Annotated in this window: 8 protein-coding genes and 2 pseudogenes; 4 read left to right on the top strand and 6 right to left on the bottom strand. The window is 55.1% G+C overall.

From position 1 onward, the window contains the following. On the top strand, positions 1-2,433 hold the full coding sequence (metL, locus tag ACE15A_RS21960; RefSeq protein WP_053510004.1) for a bifunctional aspartate kinase/homoserine dehydrogenase II: 2,433 nt from the start codon (positions 1-3) through the stop codon (positions 2,431-2,433). 91 nt (positions 2,434-2,524) lie between these two features. On the opposite strand, the pseudogene ACE15A_RS21955 reads toward metL, so the two are convergent. Further along, positions 2,525-2,859: pseudogene (locus ACE15A_RS21955) on the bottom strand (cytoplasmic protein); the annotation flags it as partial. Between ACE15A_RS21955 and ACE15A_RS21950 the strand changes: the two are divergent. The 3 genes and pseudogenes from ACE15A_RS21950 to katG all read left to right on the top strand — a co-directional run. Continuing rightward, positions 2,855-3,247 (top strand): annotated as a pseudogene (locus ACE15A_RS21950) (5'-nucleotidase C-terminal domain-containing protein); the annotation flags it as partial. The pseudogenes ACE15A_RS21955 and ACE15A_RS21950 overlap by 5 nt on opposite strands. A gap of 194 nt (positions 3,248-3,441) precedes the next feature. Beyond that, positions 3,442-4,332, top strand: a complete 891-nt coding sequence (gene metF, locus ACE15A_RS21945; RefSeq protein ID WP_023249160.1) for a methylenetetrahydrofolate reductase — start codon at positions 3,442-3,444, stop codon at positions 4,330-4,332. A 164-nt stretch (positions 4,333-4,496) separates the two neighbouring features. After that, positions 4,497-6,677 carry a catalase/peroxidase HPI gene (gene katG, locus ACE15A_RS21940; RefSeq protein ID WP_023249161.1) on the top strand — a complete coding sequence of 727 codons (2,181 nt, stop codon included), beginning with the start codon at positions 4,497-4,499 and terminating at the stop codon, positions 6,675-6,677. A gap of 118 nt (positions 6,678-6,795) precedes the next feature. Here the strand turns inward: katG and ACE15A_RS21935 are convergent, their stop codons facing one another. The 5 genes from ACE15A_RS21935 to ppc form a co-directional block, all read right to left on the bottom strand. Beyond that, positions 6,796-7,899: a glycerol dehydrogenase gene (locus tag ACE15A_RS21935; RefSeq protein WP_053510008.1), complete on the bottom strand. Its 1,104-nt coding sequence runs from the start codon at positions 7,897-7,899 to the stop codon at positions 6,796-6,798. Between the two features lie 11 nt (positions 7,900-7,910). Continuing rightward, the gene (fsa, locus tag ACE15A_RS21930) at positions 7,911-8,573 is read right to left on the bottom strand and encodes a fructose-6-phosphate aldolase (RefSeq protein WP_053510010.1); all 663 of its coding nucleotides are present in this window, start codon (positions 8,571-8,573) and stop codon (positions 7,911-7,913) included. Positions 8,574-8,827: 254 nt separating this feature from the next. Then, complete coding sequence (locus tag ACE15A_RS21925) at positions 8,828-9,664, bottom strand: AraC family transcriptional regulator (protein ID WP_023249164.1); 837 nt, start codon at positions 9,662-9,664, stop codon at positions 8,828-8,830. Positions 9,665-9,827: 163 nt separating this feature from the next. Next, entirely contained in the window at positions 9,828-11,561 is a 1,734-nt protein-coding gene (locus tag ACE15A_RS21920; RefSeq protein WP_053510012.1) for a phosphoethanolamine transferase CptA, read from the bottom strand. Between the two features lie 211 nt (positions 11,562-11,772). Then, positions 11,773-14,424, bottom strand: coding sequence for a phosphoenolpyruvate carboxylase (gene ppc, locus ACE15A_RS21915; protein WP_053510019.1), 2,652 nt, complete (start codon positions 14,422-14,424; stop codon positions 11,773-11,775). Positions 14,425-14,612: the final 188 nt, after the last annotated feature.

Genomic DNA, 14,612 nt, shown 5'->3' with positions numbered 1-14,612 from the left:
ATGAGTGTGATTGCGCAGGCAGGGGCGAAAGGTCGTCAACTGCATAAATTTGGCGGCAGTAGTCTGGCGGATGTGAAGTGTTACCTGCGTGTCGCAGGCATTATGGCGGAGTATTCGCAGCCTGACGATATGATGGTAGTGTCCGCCGCAGGCAGTACCACCAACCAGTTGATTAGCTGGCTCAAGTTAAGCCAGACCGATCGCCTTTCTGCGCATCAGGTATTACAGACGTTACGCCGCTACCAGTGCGATCTGATTAGCGGGCTGCTTCCCGCCGACGCGGCAGATGACTTAACCAGCGCTTTTATCAGCGATCTGGAACGTCTTGCCGCCTTGCTCGACGGCGGCGTAACGGATGCCGTCTATGCTGAGATCGTCGGACACGGCGAAATTTGGTCGGCGAGATTGATGTCCGCTGTCCTGAATCAGCAGGGGCTGGATGCCGCCTGGCTGGACGCGCGCGCATTTTTACGCGCCGAACGCGCCGCACAGCCGCAGGTTGATGAAGGGTTATCTTATCCTTTATTGCAACAGCTACTGGCGCAGCATCCTGGCAAACGTCTGGTCGTGACCGGCTTTATCAGCCGCAATCATGACGGCGAAACGGTCCTGCTGGGCCGTAACGGTTCCGACTATTCCGCCACGCAAATCGGCGTGCTGGCGGGTGTTTCCCGCGTGACCATCTGGAGCGATGTGGCGGGCGTTTATAGCGCCGACCCGCGCAAAGTCAAAGATGCCTGCCTGCTGCCGTTGTTGCGTCTGGACGAAGCCAGCGAGCTGGCGCGTCTGGCGGCGCCTGTTTTGCACGCCCGTACGCTACAGCCGGTGTCCGGCAGCGATATCGATTTGCAGTTGCGCTGTAGCTACACGCCGGATCAAGGGTCTACCCGAATTGAACGGGTGCTGGCTTCCGGGACGGGCGCGCGTATCGTGACCAGTCACGATGATATCTGTCTGATTGAGTTCCAGGTACCCGCCAGCCAGGATTTCAGGCTGGCGCACAAAGAGCTCGACCAAATTTTAAAACGGGCGCAGGCGCGTCCGCTGGCGGTGGGCGTGCATCGCGATCGCCAGCTATTGCAGTTCTGCTATACCGCCGAGGTAGCGGATAGCGTACTGAAGCTCCTCGACGATGTCGGGCTGCCGGGCGAATTGCGCCTGCGACAGGGGCTGGCGCTGGTGGCGATGGTCGGCGCGGGCGTCACTCGTAATCCGCTACACTGCCATCGCTTCTGGCAGCAGCTCAAAGGTCAGCCAGTGGAGTTTACCTGGCAGTCGGAGGAGGGCATCAGTCTGGTGGCGGTGCTGCGTACCGGTCCGACTGAAAGCGTGATCCAGGGGTTGCACCAGTCGCTGTTCCGCGCCGAAAAACGCATCGGGCTGATGTTGTTCGGCAAGGGGAATATCGGCTCCCGTTGGCTGGAACTGTTTGCCCGTGAGCAAAGTACGCTTTCCGCGCGTACTGGTTTTGAATTTGTGCTGGCGGGCGTGGTGGATAGCCGCCGCAGCCTGCTCAGCTATGACGGGCTGGATGCCAGTCGCGCGCTGGCGTTCTTTGATGATGAAGCCGTTGAGCAGGATGAAGAGTCGCTATTCCTGTGGATGCGCGCTCATCCCTACGACGATCTGGTGGTATTGGACGTGACCGCCAGTGAGCAGTTAGCCGATCAGTATCTTGATTTCGCCAGCCACGGTTTTCATGTGATTAGCGCTAATAAACTGGCAGGCGCAAGCGCCAGCGATAAGTATCGCCAGATTCATGACGCATTTGAAAAAACCGGGCGTCACTGGCTGTATAACGCCACTGTGGGCGCAGGATTGCCGATCAATCACACGGTGCGAGATCTGATCGACAGCGGCGATACGATTCTCTCGATCAGTGGGATCTTCTCCGGGACGCTATCCTGGCTGTTCCTGCAATTTGACGGTACGGTGCCGTTTACCGATCTGGTGGATCAGGCCTGGCAGCAGGGGCTGACCGAACCCGATCCGCGCGTCGATCTTTCCGGAAAAGATGTCATGCGTAAGCTGGTGATTCTGGCGCGCGAGGCGGGATACGACATTGAGCCGGATCAGGTACGCGTAGAATCGTTGGTGCCTGCGCATTGTGAAGGAGGGTCTATCGATCATTTCTTTGAGAATGGCGATGCGCTAAATGAGCAGATGGTGCAACGTCTGGAGGCTGCCCGCGAACTGGGGTTGGTGCTGCGCTATGTGGCGCGTTTCGACGCTAATGGCAAAGCGCGCGTCGGCGTCGAAGCGGTTCGTCCGGAGCATCCGCTGGCGGCGCTACTGCCGTGCGATAATGTCTTTGCTATTGAAAGCCGCTGGTATCGCGATAACCCGCTGGTGATCCGTGGGCCGGGCGCGGGTCGCGATGTCACCGCCGGGGCGATTCAGTCCGATATCAACCGCCTGGCGCAGCTCTTGTAATATGCCTGCCGGATGGCCGCTTCGCCTGATCCAGCCTACGTTAAGCCAGATCCGTAGGCTGGATGAGCGCGTGAGCGTCACTATCCGGCTGTTACCCTAAGCGTGAATTGTATTCCAGCGCCAATGTCTTAAGGATTTGCGTGACGCGTCCGGCGGAATAGTGGGCGCTTTGTTGGAATTCAGGCTGTTGCCATAGCCAGGTAATAAAGCGGCGACTGGCTGTCAGATTAACGGCGACGCCTTGTGCTAAGTGGGAACCGGTTAACGAACAGACCATTTTGCGGTTATTGCCGTGCCCCCAGAGTTGCCACTGATTTTGCACCCTCCCTGCCAGATTTTGCCTAACAGTTGCCACTCTGCGCGGCAATCGTCATCGTTTATCTCTTCCTCAACGAACCACAGCGAGGCGGGACGCTGGCGTACCTTCCCGTTCCCTAATGAACGGGTCATGATGGATTTAACCGGTAAACAATTGCGCAGCCTGATGGAACATGGCGCCGGATTAAGCAACGGTGTTTTGCCGGTGTCTAAAGGTCTGGAGATGAAGTATGACAGCAGCAAACCCATCGGTCAGCGCGTGGTAGCCTTTACGCTCAATGGCAAGCCGATTGATGATGCGGCGGTTTATCATATCGCCACCAACAGCTTCCTTGCCGACGGCGGCGACGGTTTTGCGGCGTTCACGGAAGGTCAGGCGCGGAATACCTCCGGCGGCTACTATGTGTCGAATGCGGTGGTGGCTTATTTTAACGCGGGAAACACCATCACGGATGAGCAGCTCAAAGGGATGCGCGTTGCGGATGTGAAGAAGTAATTTCCCCTGCCGTGGCGCGCTCAGTGTCGCGGCGTGACATGAGGAAAATTCATCTTTGCTGAATATTCCTCATTCTTTGGCATGATTTTTCGGTTGACGTCCTCCCGCTTTTCCGTCATTTTTACATCTGGACGTCTAAACGGATAGATGTTCACAACATCACAAATAATAACACGCGATTGATGAGGTAAGGTATGAGCTTTTTTCACGCCAACCAGCGGGAAGCCCTGAATCAGAGTCTGGCGGAAGTACAGGGTCAGATTAACGTTTCGTTTGAGTTTTTCCCGCCGCGCACCAGTGAAATGGAGCAAACCCTGTGGAACTCTATCGATCGCCTGAGCAGCCTGAAACCGAAGTTTGTTTCGGTAACGTATGGCGCCAACTCCGGCGAGCGTGACCGCACTCATAGCGTTATTAAAGGCATTAAAGAGCGTACTGGTCTTGAGGCCGCGCCGCATCTTACCTGCATTGACGCCACGGGCGATGAACTGCGTACTATCGCCCGCGACTACTGGAATAACGGTATCCGCCACATTGTCGCTTTGCGCGGTGATTTGCCGCCGGGTAGCGGTAAGCCGGATATATACGCCGCCGATCTGGTCGGCTTGCTCAAAGAGGTGGCCGATTTCGATATTTCCGTGGCGGCCTATCCGGAGGTGCATCCAGAAGCGAAAAGCGCGCAGGCCGATCTGCTTAATCTGAAGCGTAAAGTGGATGCTGGCGCTAACCGCGCCATTACGCAGTTTTTCTTCGATGTGGAAAGCTACCTACGTTTTCGCGACCGCTGCGTTTCTGCCGGTATCGACGTAGAAATTATTCCAGGCATTTTACCGGTGTCTAACTTTAAACAGGCGAAAAAATTTGCCGATATGACCAACGTCCGCATTCCGTCATGGATGTCACAGATGTTTGAGGGGCTGGATGATGACGCGGAAACCCGCAAGCTGGTGGGCGCTAATATTGCGATGGATATGGTGAAAATTTTAAGCCGCGAAGGAGTGAAGGATTTCCACTTCTACACGTTGAATCGTGCGGAAATGAGTTATGCCATTTGCCACACGCTGGGCGTAAGACCTGGTTTATAACCTCCAGCCCTCTGCTGAGGGCTTTATTACAACTCATATTGATCTGCATCTCTGTAACTAAAAATATAAAAGGTATTAGCTATCGAATCTGTGGATTAATTCAACTATCTCTTCACTTAATTGGTGTATATCGTAACGGTAACACTTTAAAAGGGAGCTGAGATATGAGCACGACCGACGATACCCATAACACGTTATCTACTGGAAAATGTCCTTTCCATCAGGGTGGGCATGACCGAAGCGCAGGAGCAGGGACAGCCAGCCGCGACTGGTGGCCGAATCAACTTCGCGTGGATCTTTTGAACCAACATTCCAACCGTTCTAACCCGCTGGGTGAAGACTTTGACTACCGCAAAGAGTTTAGCAAGTTAGACTACTCCACCCTGAAAGGGGATCTTAAGGCGCTGCTGACCGATTCACAACCGTGGTGGCCTGCCGACTGGGGTAGCTATGTCGGTTTGTTTATCCGTATGGCCTGGCACGGGGCTGGCACCTACCGTTCTATTGATGGTCGTGGCGGCGCGGGTCGTGGTCAACAGCGTTTTGCGCCGCTCAACTCCTGGCCGGATAACGTCAGCCTGGATAAAGCGCGTCGTTTGCTATGGCCGATTAAGCAGAAATATGGCCAGAAAATTTCCTGGGCCGACCTGTTTATTCTGGCGGGTAACGTGGCGCTGGAAAACTCCGGTTTCCGTACCTTCGGTTTCGGCGCCGGGCGTGAAGATGTCTGGGAACCGGATCTGGATGTGAACTGGGGCGATGAAAAAGCTTGGTTGACGCACCGACATCCTGAAGCGCTGGCGAAAGCGCCGCTGGGCGCGACCGAGATGGGCCTTATCTACGTTAACCCGGAAGGGCCGGATCACAGCGGCGAACCGCTTTCTGCCGCCGCCGCTATTCGCGCCACCTTTGGCAATATGGGGATGAACGACGAAGAAACCGTGGCGTTGATCGCCGGCGGGCATACCCTCGGTAAAACCCACGGCGCGGCAGCAGCATCCCATGTAGGGGCCGATCCGGAAGCCGCGCCGATTGAAGCGCAGGGCTTAGGTTGGGCCAGCAGCTATGGTAGCGGCGTTGGCGCGGATGCTATTACCTCCGGGCTGGAAGTGGTCTGGACGCAGACGCCGACCCAGTGGAGCAACTATTTCTTCGAGAACCTGTTCAAATATGAGTGGGTACAAACCCGTAGTCCGGCTGGCGCTATCCAGTTTGAAGCGGTAGACGCGCCGGACATCATCCCGGACCCGTTCGATCCGTCGAAAAAACGTAAGCCAACCATGCTGGTCACCGACCTGACGCTGCGTTTTGATCCCGAGTTCGAGAAGATCTCTCGCCGTTTCCTTAACGATCCGCAGGCCTTTAATGAAGCCTTTGCTCGCGCCTGGTTCAAACTGACGCACAGAGATATGGGGCCAAAAGCGCGTTACATCGGACCGGAAGTGCCGAAAGAAGATCTGATCTGGCAGGACCCGTTGCCGCAACCGCTCTACCAGCCAACGCAGGAAGACATTATTAATCTGAAAGCGGCGATCGCTGCATCCGGGCTCTCTATTAGCGAGATGGTTTCGGTTGCCTGGGCATCCGCGTCTACTTTCCGTGGCGGCGATAAGCGTGGCGGCGCTAACGGCGCGCGTCTGGCATTAGCGCCTCAGCGCGACTGGGATGTAAACGCCGTTGCGGCTCGCGTTTTGCCGATATTAGAAGAGCTCCAGAAAACGACTAATAAAGCCTCTCTGGCCGATATTATTGTGCTGGCGGGCGTGGTCGGTATTGAGCAGGCGGCCGCTGCTGCGGGTGTCAGCATCAGCGTACCTTTTGCGCCGGGTCGGGTGGATGCGCGTCAGGATCAGACCGACATCGAGATGTTCTCGCTGCTTGAACCGATTGCCGATGGATTCCGTAACTATCGTGCGCGTCTGGATGTATCGACGACCGAGTCGCTGCTGATTGATAAAGCGCAGCAGTTAACGTTGACCGCGCCGGAAATGACGGTACTGGTTGGCGGGATGCGTGTTCTGGGAACCAACTTTGACGGCAGCCAGAACGGTGTCTTTACCGACAGACCGGGCGTGCTCAGCACTGACTTCTTCGCTAATCTGCTGGATATGCGTTACGAGTGGAAACCCACCGACGACTCTAATGAGCTGTTCGAAGGCCGCGATCGACTGACTGGCGAGGTAAAATACACGGCAACCCGCGCCGATCTGGTGTTTGGTTCCAACTCCGTACTGCGCGCGCTGGCGGAAGTTTACGCGTGTAGCGATGCGCACGAGAAGTTTGTGAAGGACTTCGTCGCGGCATGGGTGAAAGTGATGAACCTGGACCGTTTCGATTTGTTGTAAATCTCATGTTGTAAATCTCATGCCGGATGATGCCAACGCTTATCCGGCCTACCGCTCCAGATGCCCTCCGGGCAAAAAAATCCCCGCGATTACGGGGATTTTTCATTACAAGCCGACCTTATTCCCATTCCTGCAAGAAGCGCTGACCGTACTGGTCGGCGACCAGTAGCGCGGCGTATACTTCATCCGGCGTGGCGCCGCCAGGCATGTTATGAATAGTTTCACCTTCTGCGCAGGAAGCTTCCGCGACGGTGCGCATTTTCGCCGGGATATCCTGTTTAATATCCAGTTGCGCCAGCGTCATCGGCAGACCAATGGAATGGCACAGTGCAGCAACGGTTTCGATCTCTTCGACCGGCGCGTTTTCCAGCACCAGTTGCGTTAGCGTACCGAAAGCGACCTTCTCACCGTGATAATAGTGGTGCGCATCCGGAATCGCCGTTAAACCGTTATGAATCGCGTGCGCTGCGGCCAGACCGCCGCTTTCAAAACCGACCCCGCTCAGGTAGGTGTTAGCTTCGATGACGCGTTCCAGCGCTGGCGTGACGACATGCTGTTCGGCGGCCAGCATTGCTTTTTCGCCTTCTTCGATCAGCGTGTTATAACATAGCTCCGCCAGTGCCAGCGCGGCCTGTGTACACTTGCCGCCCGCCATCGTGGTGGCGCCGCTGCGTGAGCAGGCGCGCGCTTCAAACCAGGTTGCCAGCGCATCGCCGATACCGGCTGCCAGCAGACGCGCCGGTGCGCCCGCTACTATTTGGGTATCGACAATGACCATATTCGGGTTATGCGGCAGCATCAGATAGCGGTCAAACTCACCGGCATCAGTATAAATAACCGAGAGCGCGCTGCACGGCGCGTCGGTAGAGGCGATGGTCGGCGCGATAGCGACCGGGACGTTCATAAAGTGCGCCAGCGCTTTGGCGGTATCCAGCGTTTTACCGCCGCCGATGCCCAGTACGGCGCCGCACTGGATTTTCTCGGCGACGGCGCGCAGCCTGTCGATCTCATTTTGCGAACATTCGCCGCCAAACGGGACGATTTCTACTGATAAATCTGCATCAGTCAGGCTCTTGCGTAGCGTCTCTTCGGCAAATCCCAGCACGAATTTATCGCCCACAACCAGCCAGTTGTTCGCCATCGGTTTTAAATAATCGCCAAGACGCGCGATGACGTTTGCACCCTGAATATACTTGCCTGGTGACTGAATAATGCGATCCATACATTTCTCCCCTACAGGTTCAGATTACCAAAAGCGTTTTTCCAGTCTTGCTCAAACTTCTCTATTGCTGACTCTACCGCAGGCGTATTGAGCATTTGTTGCGCTACATCTAAAGGAAGGGTAATCGCCTGGCAACCTGCCAGTAAGCAATCCAGCGCCTGCCGCGGCGTTTTAAAGCTGGCCGCCAACACCATACTGTCGGGCGCGTGACGTTCCAGTAGCGTTTGCAGCTCCTGAACCATACGAATGCCATCACCGCCCTGAGCATCAACGCGGTTGACGTAGGGAGCGACATATTTTGCGCCCGCCAGCGCCGCCAGCAGGCCCTGGGATGCGCTGTAGACGGCGGTGCCCAGCGTCACGATGCCTTCTTTTTTCAGCAGTTTAATAGCCGCGAGACCTTCGGCGGTCACTGGAATTTTAACCACAATACCGGGGATGGTGTTATTCAGTCGTTTGGCTTCTTCCACTATACCTTTCGCGTCGCGGCTCATGGTCTGCGCAAATAAAGTGCCTTCTTCGCCGATGGCGTTTTGCAGCCTGGGCAGCACATCCCAGACAGATTCTTTGCTGGCAGCCACAATGCTCGGATTGGTGGTGACGCCGGCAATCGGGAAAATGCGCGCCAGACGTTCAACTTCCGCCACGTTAGCGGTATCCAGATAGAGTTCCATAGTCTTTCCTTTCGTGAGCTTTCGTTATCGACAGGATAAAGGAGCGTTGCCGGGATGCGCTATGTGACAAATCTGCCAAAAACTGGACAAATGTGATGTGCTTGGTAAAGTGTGATTAACATCACAAGTTGGCGATGATTAACGTGTAACGTGCTGTTGTATGCCCTGTGGGGGAGTGAGTTTTTTGCATTTATATTACAATAATCCAGTAAATACGCCTTTTATCTACTGCATTTTCTTTATTGTAGTGTGGATTATTTCTCCGTTAGCTGGCTGTGATACTGGCGGCGATACTCCGATGGCGAGCGTTCCGTATTTTTGCGAAACAGGCGGCAGAAATAGTTACTGTCGACAAAGCCGCAGCGGTGCGCCACCTCTTTAACTTTCAGGTCATAACCCTTCAGCAACGTTTTGGCGTGTTCCAGCCGCGTATGGTTCAGGTATTCGTTAAAGCCGATGGCTCCCGTTTTCTGAAACAAGTGCGAGAGGTAATTTGGCGAGATATAAAACGCCTGCGCTACCGATTCGCGCGTCAACGGTGCGGCGTAGCGCTCATCAATATACTCCCTAATAGCTTCAAAAAGCGCGCGGCTGCGGGAGGCGGTCTGGATTTGGCTGCCGAGCAGATCGCGGCAATGGCTTAGCAGGCTGGCGACAATCAATCTGGCCGTTTGCTGCTCTTGCGGCTGCATCTGCATCTCATTAAGCGTCTGTAACAGGAAAGAGCCGATACGCGGGCCGCGGCGCGCAACGTGCTGTTTCGTGAGGTTTTGATGCTGCTGACCATCCCAGTGGACCACGCTGAAACCTAGCTGCTGTTTGCCAAACAGGATGCTCAGGGTGGTGACGGGCGTTTGCCATTGCGGGATGTTCCAGCCGCCAGCCGGAACGTAGAGAACATCGCAAGGAATGAGCGGGGCGGTAATGCTTATGTCAGTAAGCTCGCCCTCCAGCACAATCTCCAGCCGCGGAAAATCAACCTGATGTGCCAGTTCCGGTGCTGGGCCGCTGGCGCTGGAAAAATAAATCTGACGCAGCGGCTGCGGGCCGTTGATGAGGCGGGAAAGAAGGTGGCTGACGTCGTGATACATGATAATCCCTTGCCGATAGCAAACAGGGGAAACAGTAACGTCGAAAACCGATGCCCTCAAGCGATTATTGCCGGATGGTGGCGCTGAACTGCGCCTTATCCGGCCTACGGGAGAGAATAACGCCAGGCCCGATAAGCGTTAGCGCTATCGGGCAATATACCGGTTACTGATTCCCAGGCTGATCGCCATACGGCAACGTATCATAATCAATCAGCGCATTTTTCTTATACGGGTTGCCAATCCAGCGCGTGGTTGCTTTGAATTGCGGGCTGGCGATGGAACGCGTCGGGTCGTAGCCATCATAGGTCAGGCCCGCTAAGTCAGACCAGGTATGGATAAGCTCGGAGCTACTGTACTTACGATCGACATCCTGCGAGAAGTCGCGCGGATGCGCCGCCTGCCATTTCTCTGAGGTCCACAGCAGAAACGGCACCGTATACATATGACGGGTTGGCGAATCTTCGTTCCGTCCCTGCGTTTTATGCGGCGGCGTGTCATACACTTCTTCACCGTGATCGGAGAAGTAGAGCAGGAAACCGTTCGGATCGGTCGCTTTATAGTCCTTAATCAGGCTGGCGACAACATAGTCGTTATACAGATTCGCGTTGTCGTAATCGTTATACGATTCCAGTTCGTCATTGCTTAATCCCGGCGGAACATGGTCGGTTTTACCATCAAACTTGCCCTGGTTTTCCGGATAGCGGAACTTGTACTTAATGTGCGTTCCCAGCAGATGCACAATAATGAATTTTTTGGGCGCCGGGTCGGCTAACACCGCTTTAAACGGCGCCAGCACGTTGCTGTCATATTCGCGTGCGCTTTGAGTGCGCTGCTGGTTCATATAGAACTGCTTATCAGTCTGCTTAGAGAACACGGTCAGCATGGTATTACGCGCCGTCATCGTCTGCTGGTTAGTGATCCAGAAGGTTTTATACCCGGCCTGTTTCATCATATTCATCAGCGATGGCTTCGTCAGATACCAGTCCGGGTTCTTTTCGTCCGCGAACGTTAGCGCCTGTTGCAGAATCTCAATGGTGTAAGGTCGCGAAGTCACCACATTATTAAACACGGTCAGCCCGGGATCGGTTTTATGCAGCGCGTCCAGTTCCGGCGTGGTTTCGCGCGGATAACCGTACAGGCTCATACGGCCACGCTGGGTCGATTCGCCAATCACCAGTACCAGCGTGCGTGGCGCATCGCCGGAGTGGTCTTTGAAGTTAGCCAGCGGCGGCAGGGCGTCGTTTTCATTCAGCAGATTATTCAGCGAGGTGAGCTGGCGATGATACTGGTAGTAGCCAGAGATAAACTGCCACGGCGCGGCGGGTTCCATTCGTGACGCCAGGCTATCCAGCGTTTTCTCCATCGACTTATGCTTGATAAAGGTATTCATCGCGATGGGATGCAGGATCAGCCCGTACAGCAGGGCAAACGACACCAGATAACGCCAGGGCGATGGAATATAAACCGGGCGCAGACGTGTCCACAGCAAAATCGCCGCCACCGTATAAGCCAGCGCGACAAGAACAATTTTCAGACTGAAATATTGGCTTAAATATTCGCTGGCTTCATTGGCATTGGTTTCAAACATCACAAACAGAACGCTTTGTGAGAACTCCTGCCCGTAGATCACGTAATAGCTCAGCGCCGCCAGCGAGGCGGCCCAGAGTACGACGCCAATGACGGCGGCAATGAGTCGGATGCGGCCTGGAAACAGAAAGACGGGGATCAGCCACAATGAGCTGTACAGTAGCGAATCCCGCAGGCCGTTTGTCCCGCTGTATCCGGTGAGATAAATAATGGCCTGCAGGAGGGTGGAAAAGAACCAAAAGTAAAGGAGTGCCCAACCCAGGGCTTTCCAGCTAAACGCGGGTTTAGTCTGGAGTAATGTGGATTGCATAATGAGAGCCTGTCTTTAATCGTAGCGCCAAACGTAGCGCCTGAACCTTAAAAGAATCTGAAGCAAACCTGCTTTATGCCGCGCGTTTTGCTAAGAAAGATTTATAGATGCATAAAATGCAGACAGGAATATATTGAAAAAACGACGATTATGACAGCAGTATTTCATGCCGCCCCCTGCTTAATCGCATGAGGGCGGCTTTCTTTTCGCGTTAGCCGGTGTTGCGCATACCAGCGGCGACGCCCGCAATCGTGACCATCAACGCCTGTTCAACGCGAGGATCGGGCGATTTTCCCTGCTCTTCAGTCAGACGGGAACGATGCAGCAACTCCGCCTGCAACACGTTTAAAGGATCGGTATAAACATTTCTTAACTGAATGGACTCCGCAATCCACGGTAAGTCGGCCATCAGGTGCGAGTCGTTGGCAATCGCCAGCACCACTTTAATGTCCTCTTCCAGCAGGTCTCGTAGCTCTTTGCCCAGCGGCCATAGCGTTTTCGCCACCAGGCGCTGATCGTAATAGTCGGCCAGCCACAGGTCGGCTTTCGAGAACACCATCTCCAGCATTCCAAGACGCGTGGAGAAGAACGGCCAGTCGCGACACATGGCTTCCAGTTCACTTTGTTTACCATCCTCCACCACTTTTTGCAGCGCAGTACCCGCGCCCAGCCAGGCTGGTAGCATCAGGCGGTTTTGCGTCCAGGCGAAGATCCACGGAATCGCGCGCAGCGATTCGACGCCGCCGGTTGGACGACGTTTCGCTGGACGTGAGCCGAGCGGCAATTTGCCCAGCTCTTGTTCCGGCGTCGCGGAGCGGAAGTACGGCACAAAGTCTTTATTTTCGCGCACGTAGCCACGGTACGTTTCGCAAGAGATCACAGAAAGCTCATCCATAATATGACGCCAGCCGTCTTTCGGTTCCGGCGGCGGCAGCAGGTTTGCTTCCAGAATTGCGCTGGTGTAGAGCGACAGGCTGCTGACGGTGACTTCCGGCAGGCCGTATTTGAAGCGGATCATCTCACCCTGCTCGGTCACGCGCAGACCGCCTTTCAGGCTGCCCGGTGGTTGCGAAAGCAGCGCCGCGTGGGCTGGCGCGCCGCCACGGCCAATAGAGCCGCCGCGACCGTGGAAGAGGGTTAGCTCGATACCGGCTTTTTCACAGGTTTTGATCAGTGCGTCCTGCGCCTGATACTGCGCCCATGACGCGGCCATGACTCCGGCGTCTTTTGCCGAGTCGGAGTAGCCGATCATTACCATCTGCTTACCCTGAATCAGCCCGCGATACCAGTCGATATTCAACAACTGAGTCATCACGTCGTCGGCATTGTTCAGGTCGTCAAGAGTTTCAAACAGCGGCGCGACCGGCATGGCAAAGCCGATACCTGCCTCTTTCAGCAGTAGATGCACAGCCAGCACGTCAGACGGCGTTTTCGCCATTGAAATCACGTAGGCGGCGATCGACCCTTTCGGCGCTTCGGCAATGACCTTGCAGGTTTCAAGCACTTCGCGGGTATCGTTGCTCGGCTCCCAGTTACGCGGCAGCAGCGGACGTTTGGAGTTCAACTCGCGGATCAGGAAGGCCTGCTTGTCGGCTTCCGACCAGCTTTCGTAGTCACCAATACCAAGGTAGCGGGTAATTTCGCCCAGTGCTTCGGTATGGCGGGTGCTCTCCTGGCGAATATCAATACGCACCAGCGGTACGCCGAAACACTTCACGCGGCGGAGCGTATCGAGCAACTCGCCGTTGGCGATAATGCCCATGCCGCAGGCCTGTAGCGACTGGTAGCAGGCGTACAGTGGCTCCCAGAGCTGCTCGTTTTGCGTCAGCAGACCAGCCGGTTTGGGCAGTTTCTCACCTTTCAGACGCGCTTCCAGCCAGGACTGGGTCGCCATCAGACGGGTGCGCAATTTTTTCATCAGATAGCGATACGGTTCAGACGCGCCTTCTTCGCCCACTAACGCCAGCAGCTCCGGCGTGGCGTCGACCATCGACAGTTCTGATACCAGAACATGAATGTCTTTCAGGAACAGATCGGTGGCTTTCCAGCGGCTTAACAAGAGTACGTGGCGGGTGATATCCGCCGTCACGTTCGGGTTGCCGTCACGGTCGCCGCCCATCCAGGAGGTAAAACGTACCGGCACAAAATCCACCGGCAATTTGTAGCCAAGATTTTCTTCCAGTTGTTCGTTCAGTTCACGCAGATAGTTAGGTACGCCCTGCCACAGGCTGTTTTCTACCACGGCGAAGCCCCATTTGGCTTCATCCACCGGGCTTGGACGCTGCTTGCGGATTTCATCCGTATGCCAGGATTGGGCAATCAACTGGCGCAGGCGACGCATCACCTGGTGGCGTTCGTAGTCGGCGATATCGGTATTATCAAGCTGTTTTAGACAGTTGTTGATTTCACCCATCTTGTGAATAAGCGTACGGCGGGTAATTTCTGTCGGGTGGGCGGTCAGCACCAACTCCAGAGACAGCGTCTCTACCGCTTTTTTGATGGTTGCGTCGTTGAGGTCCGGTTGGTTTTTCAGTTTACGCAGAGTGCGGGCAATCACTTCCGGGTTGCTGGCAGCTTCGCCTTTTGGCGAAATGCTGTGGTATTGCTCGGCAGTATTGGCCAGGTTCAGGAACTGACTAAACGCGCGCGCAACTGGCAGCAGCTCGTCGTTAGACAAATTTTGTAGCGTGGTGAGCAGCTCCTGGCGATTAGCTTCATTGCCGGCGCGTGAAGATTTGGATAGCTTACGGATTGTTTCTACGCGATCAAGAATGTGCTCTCCCAGCGCATCCTTGATGGTTTCTCCCAGCACCTTGCCGAGCATACTGACATTACTACGCAACGCGGAATATTGTTCGTTCATATGATCCCAGACACCCCATCTCTGTTGTAATTGTCCTGCATCTTTCACGCTGCGGCGGCGTTGGCTGCGCTCTCCCACCCAGGTCACTTACTTATGTAAGCTCCCTGGGATGTGCTCGTTTGCCGTCTTGCCACAATGCGAAATCTTTCGGACCAAGCTTTTTCACATCACTTCTCATCTTTATAAAG

The organism is Salmonella sp. HY31, from assembly GCF_042604575.1.
Lineage (GTDB): Bacteria > Pseudomonadota > Gammaproteobacteria > Enterobacterales > Enterobacteriaceae > Salmonella > Salmonella diarizonae.
The sequence above is the reverse complement of the archived record's forward strand: the minus strand, read 5'-3'. Positions and strand labels throughout refer to the sequence as shown.

What these genes read in the sequence shown, in the direction of transcription:
- metL (WP_053510004.1), top strand. Translation starts at nt 1, where the DNA reads ATGAGTGTGATTGCGCAGGCAGGGGCGAAAGGTCGTCAACTGCATAAA.
- metF (WP_023249160.1), top strand. Translation starts at nt 3,442, where the DNA reads ATGAGCTTTTTTCACGCCAACCAGCGGGAAGCCCTGAATCAGAGTCTG.
- katG (WP_023249161.1), top strand. Translation starts at nt 4,497, where the DNA reads ATGAGCACGACCGACGATACCCATAACACGTTATCTACTGGAAAATGT.
- ACE15A_RS21935 (WP_053510008.1), bottom strand. Translation starts at nt 7,899, where the DNA reads ATGGATCGCATTATTCAGTCACCAGGCAAGTATATTCAGGGTGCAAAC.
- fsa (WP_053510010.1), bottom strand. Translation starts at nt 8,573, where the DNA reads ATGGAACTCTATCTGGATACCGCTAACGTGGCGGAAGTTGAACGTCTG.
- ACE15A_RS21925 (WP_023249164.1), bottom strand. Translation starts at nt 9,664, where the DNA reads ATGTATCACGACGTCAGCCACCTTCTTTCCCGCCTCATCAACGGCCCG.
- ACE15A_RS21920 (WP_053510012.1), bottom strand. Translation starts at nt 11,561, where the DNA reads ATGCAATCCACATTACTCCAGACTAAACCCGCGTTTAGCTGGAAAGCC.
- ppc (WP_053510019.1), bottom strand. Translation starts at nt 14,424, where the DNA reads ATGAACGAACAATATTCCGCGTTGCGTAGTAATGTCAGTATGCTCGGC.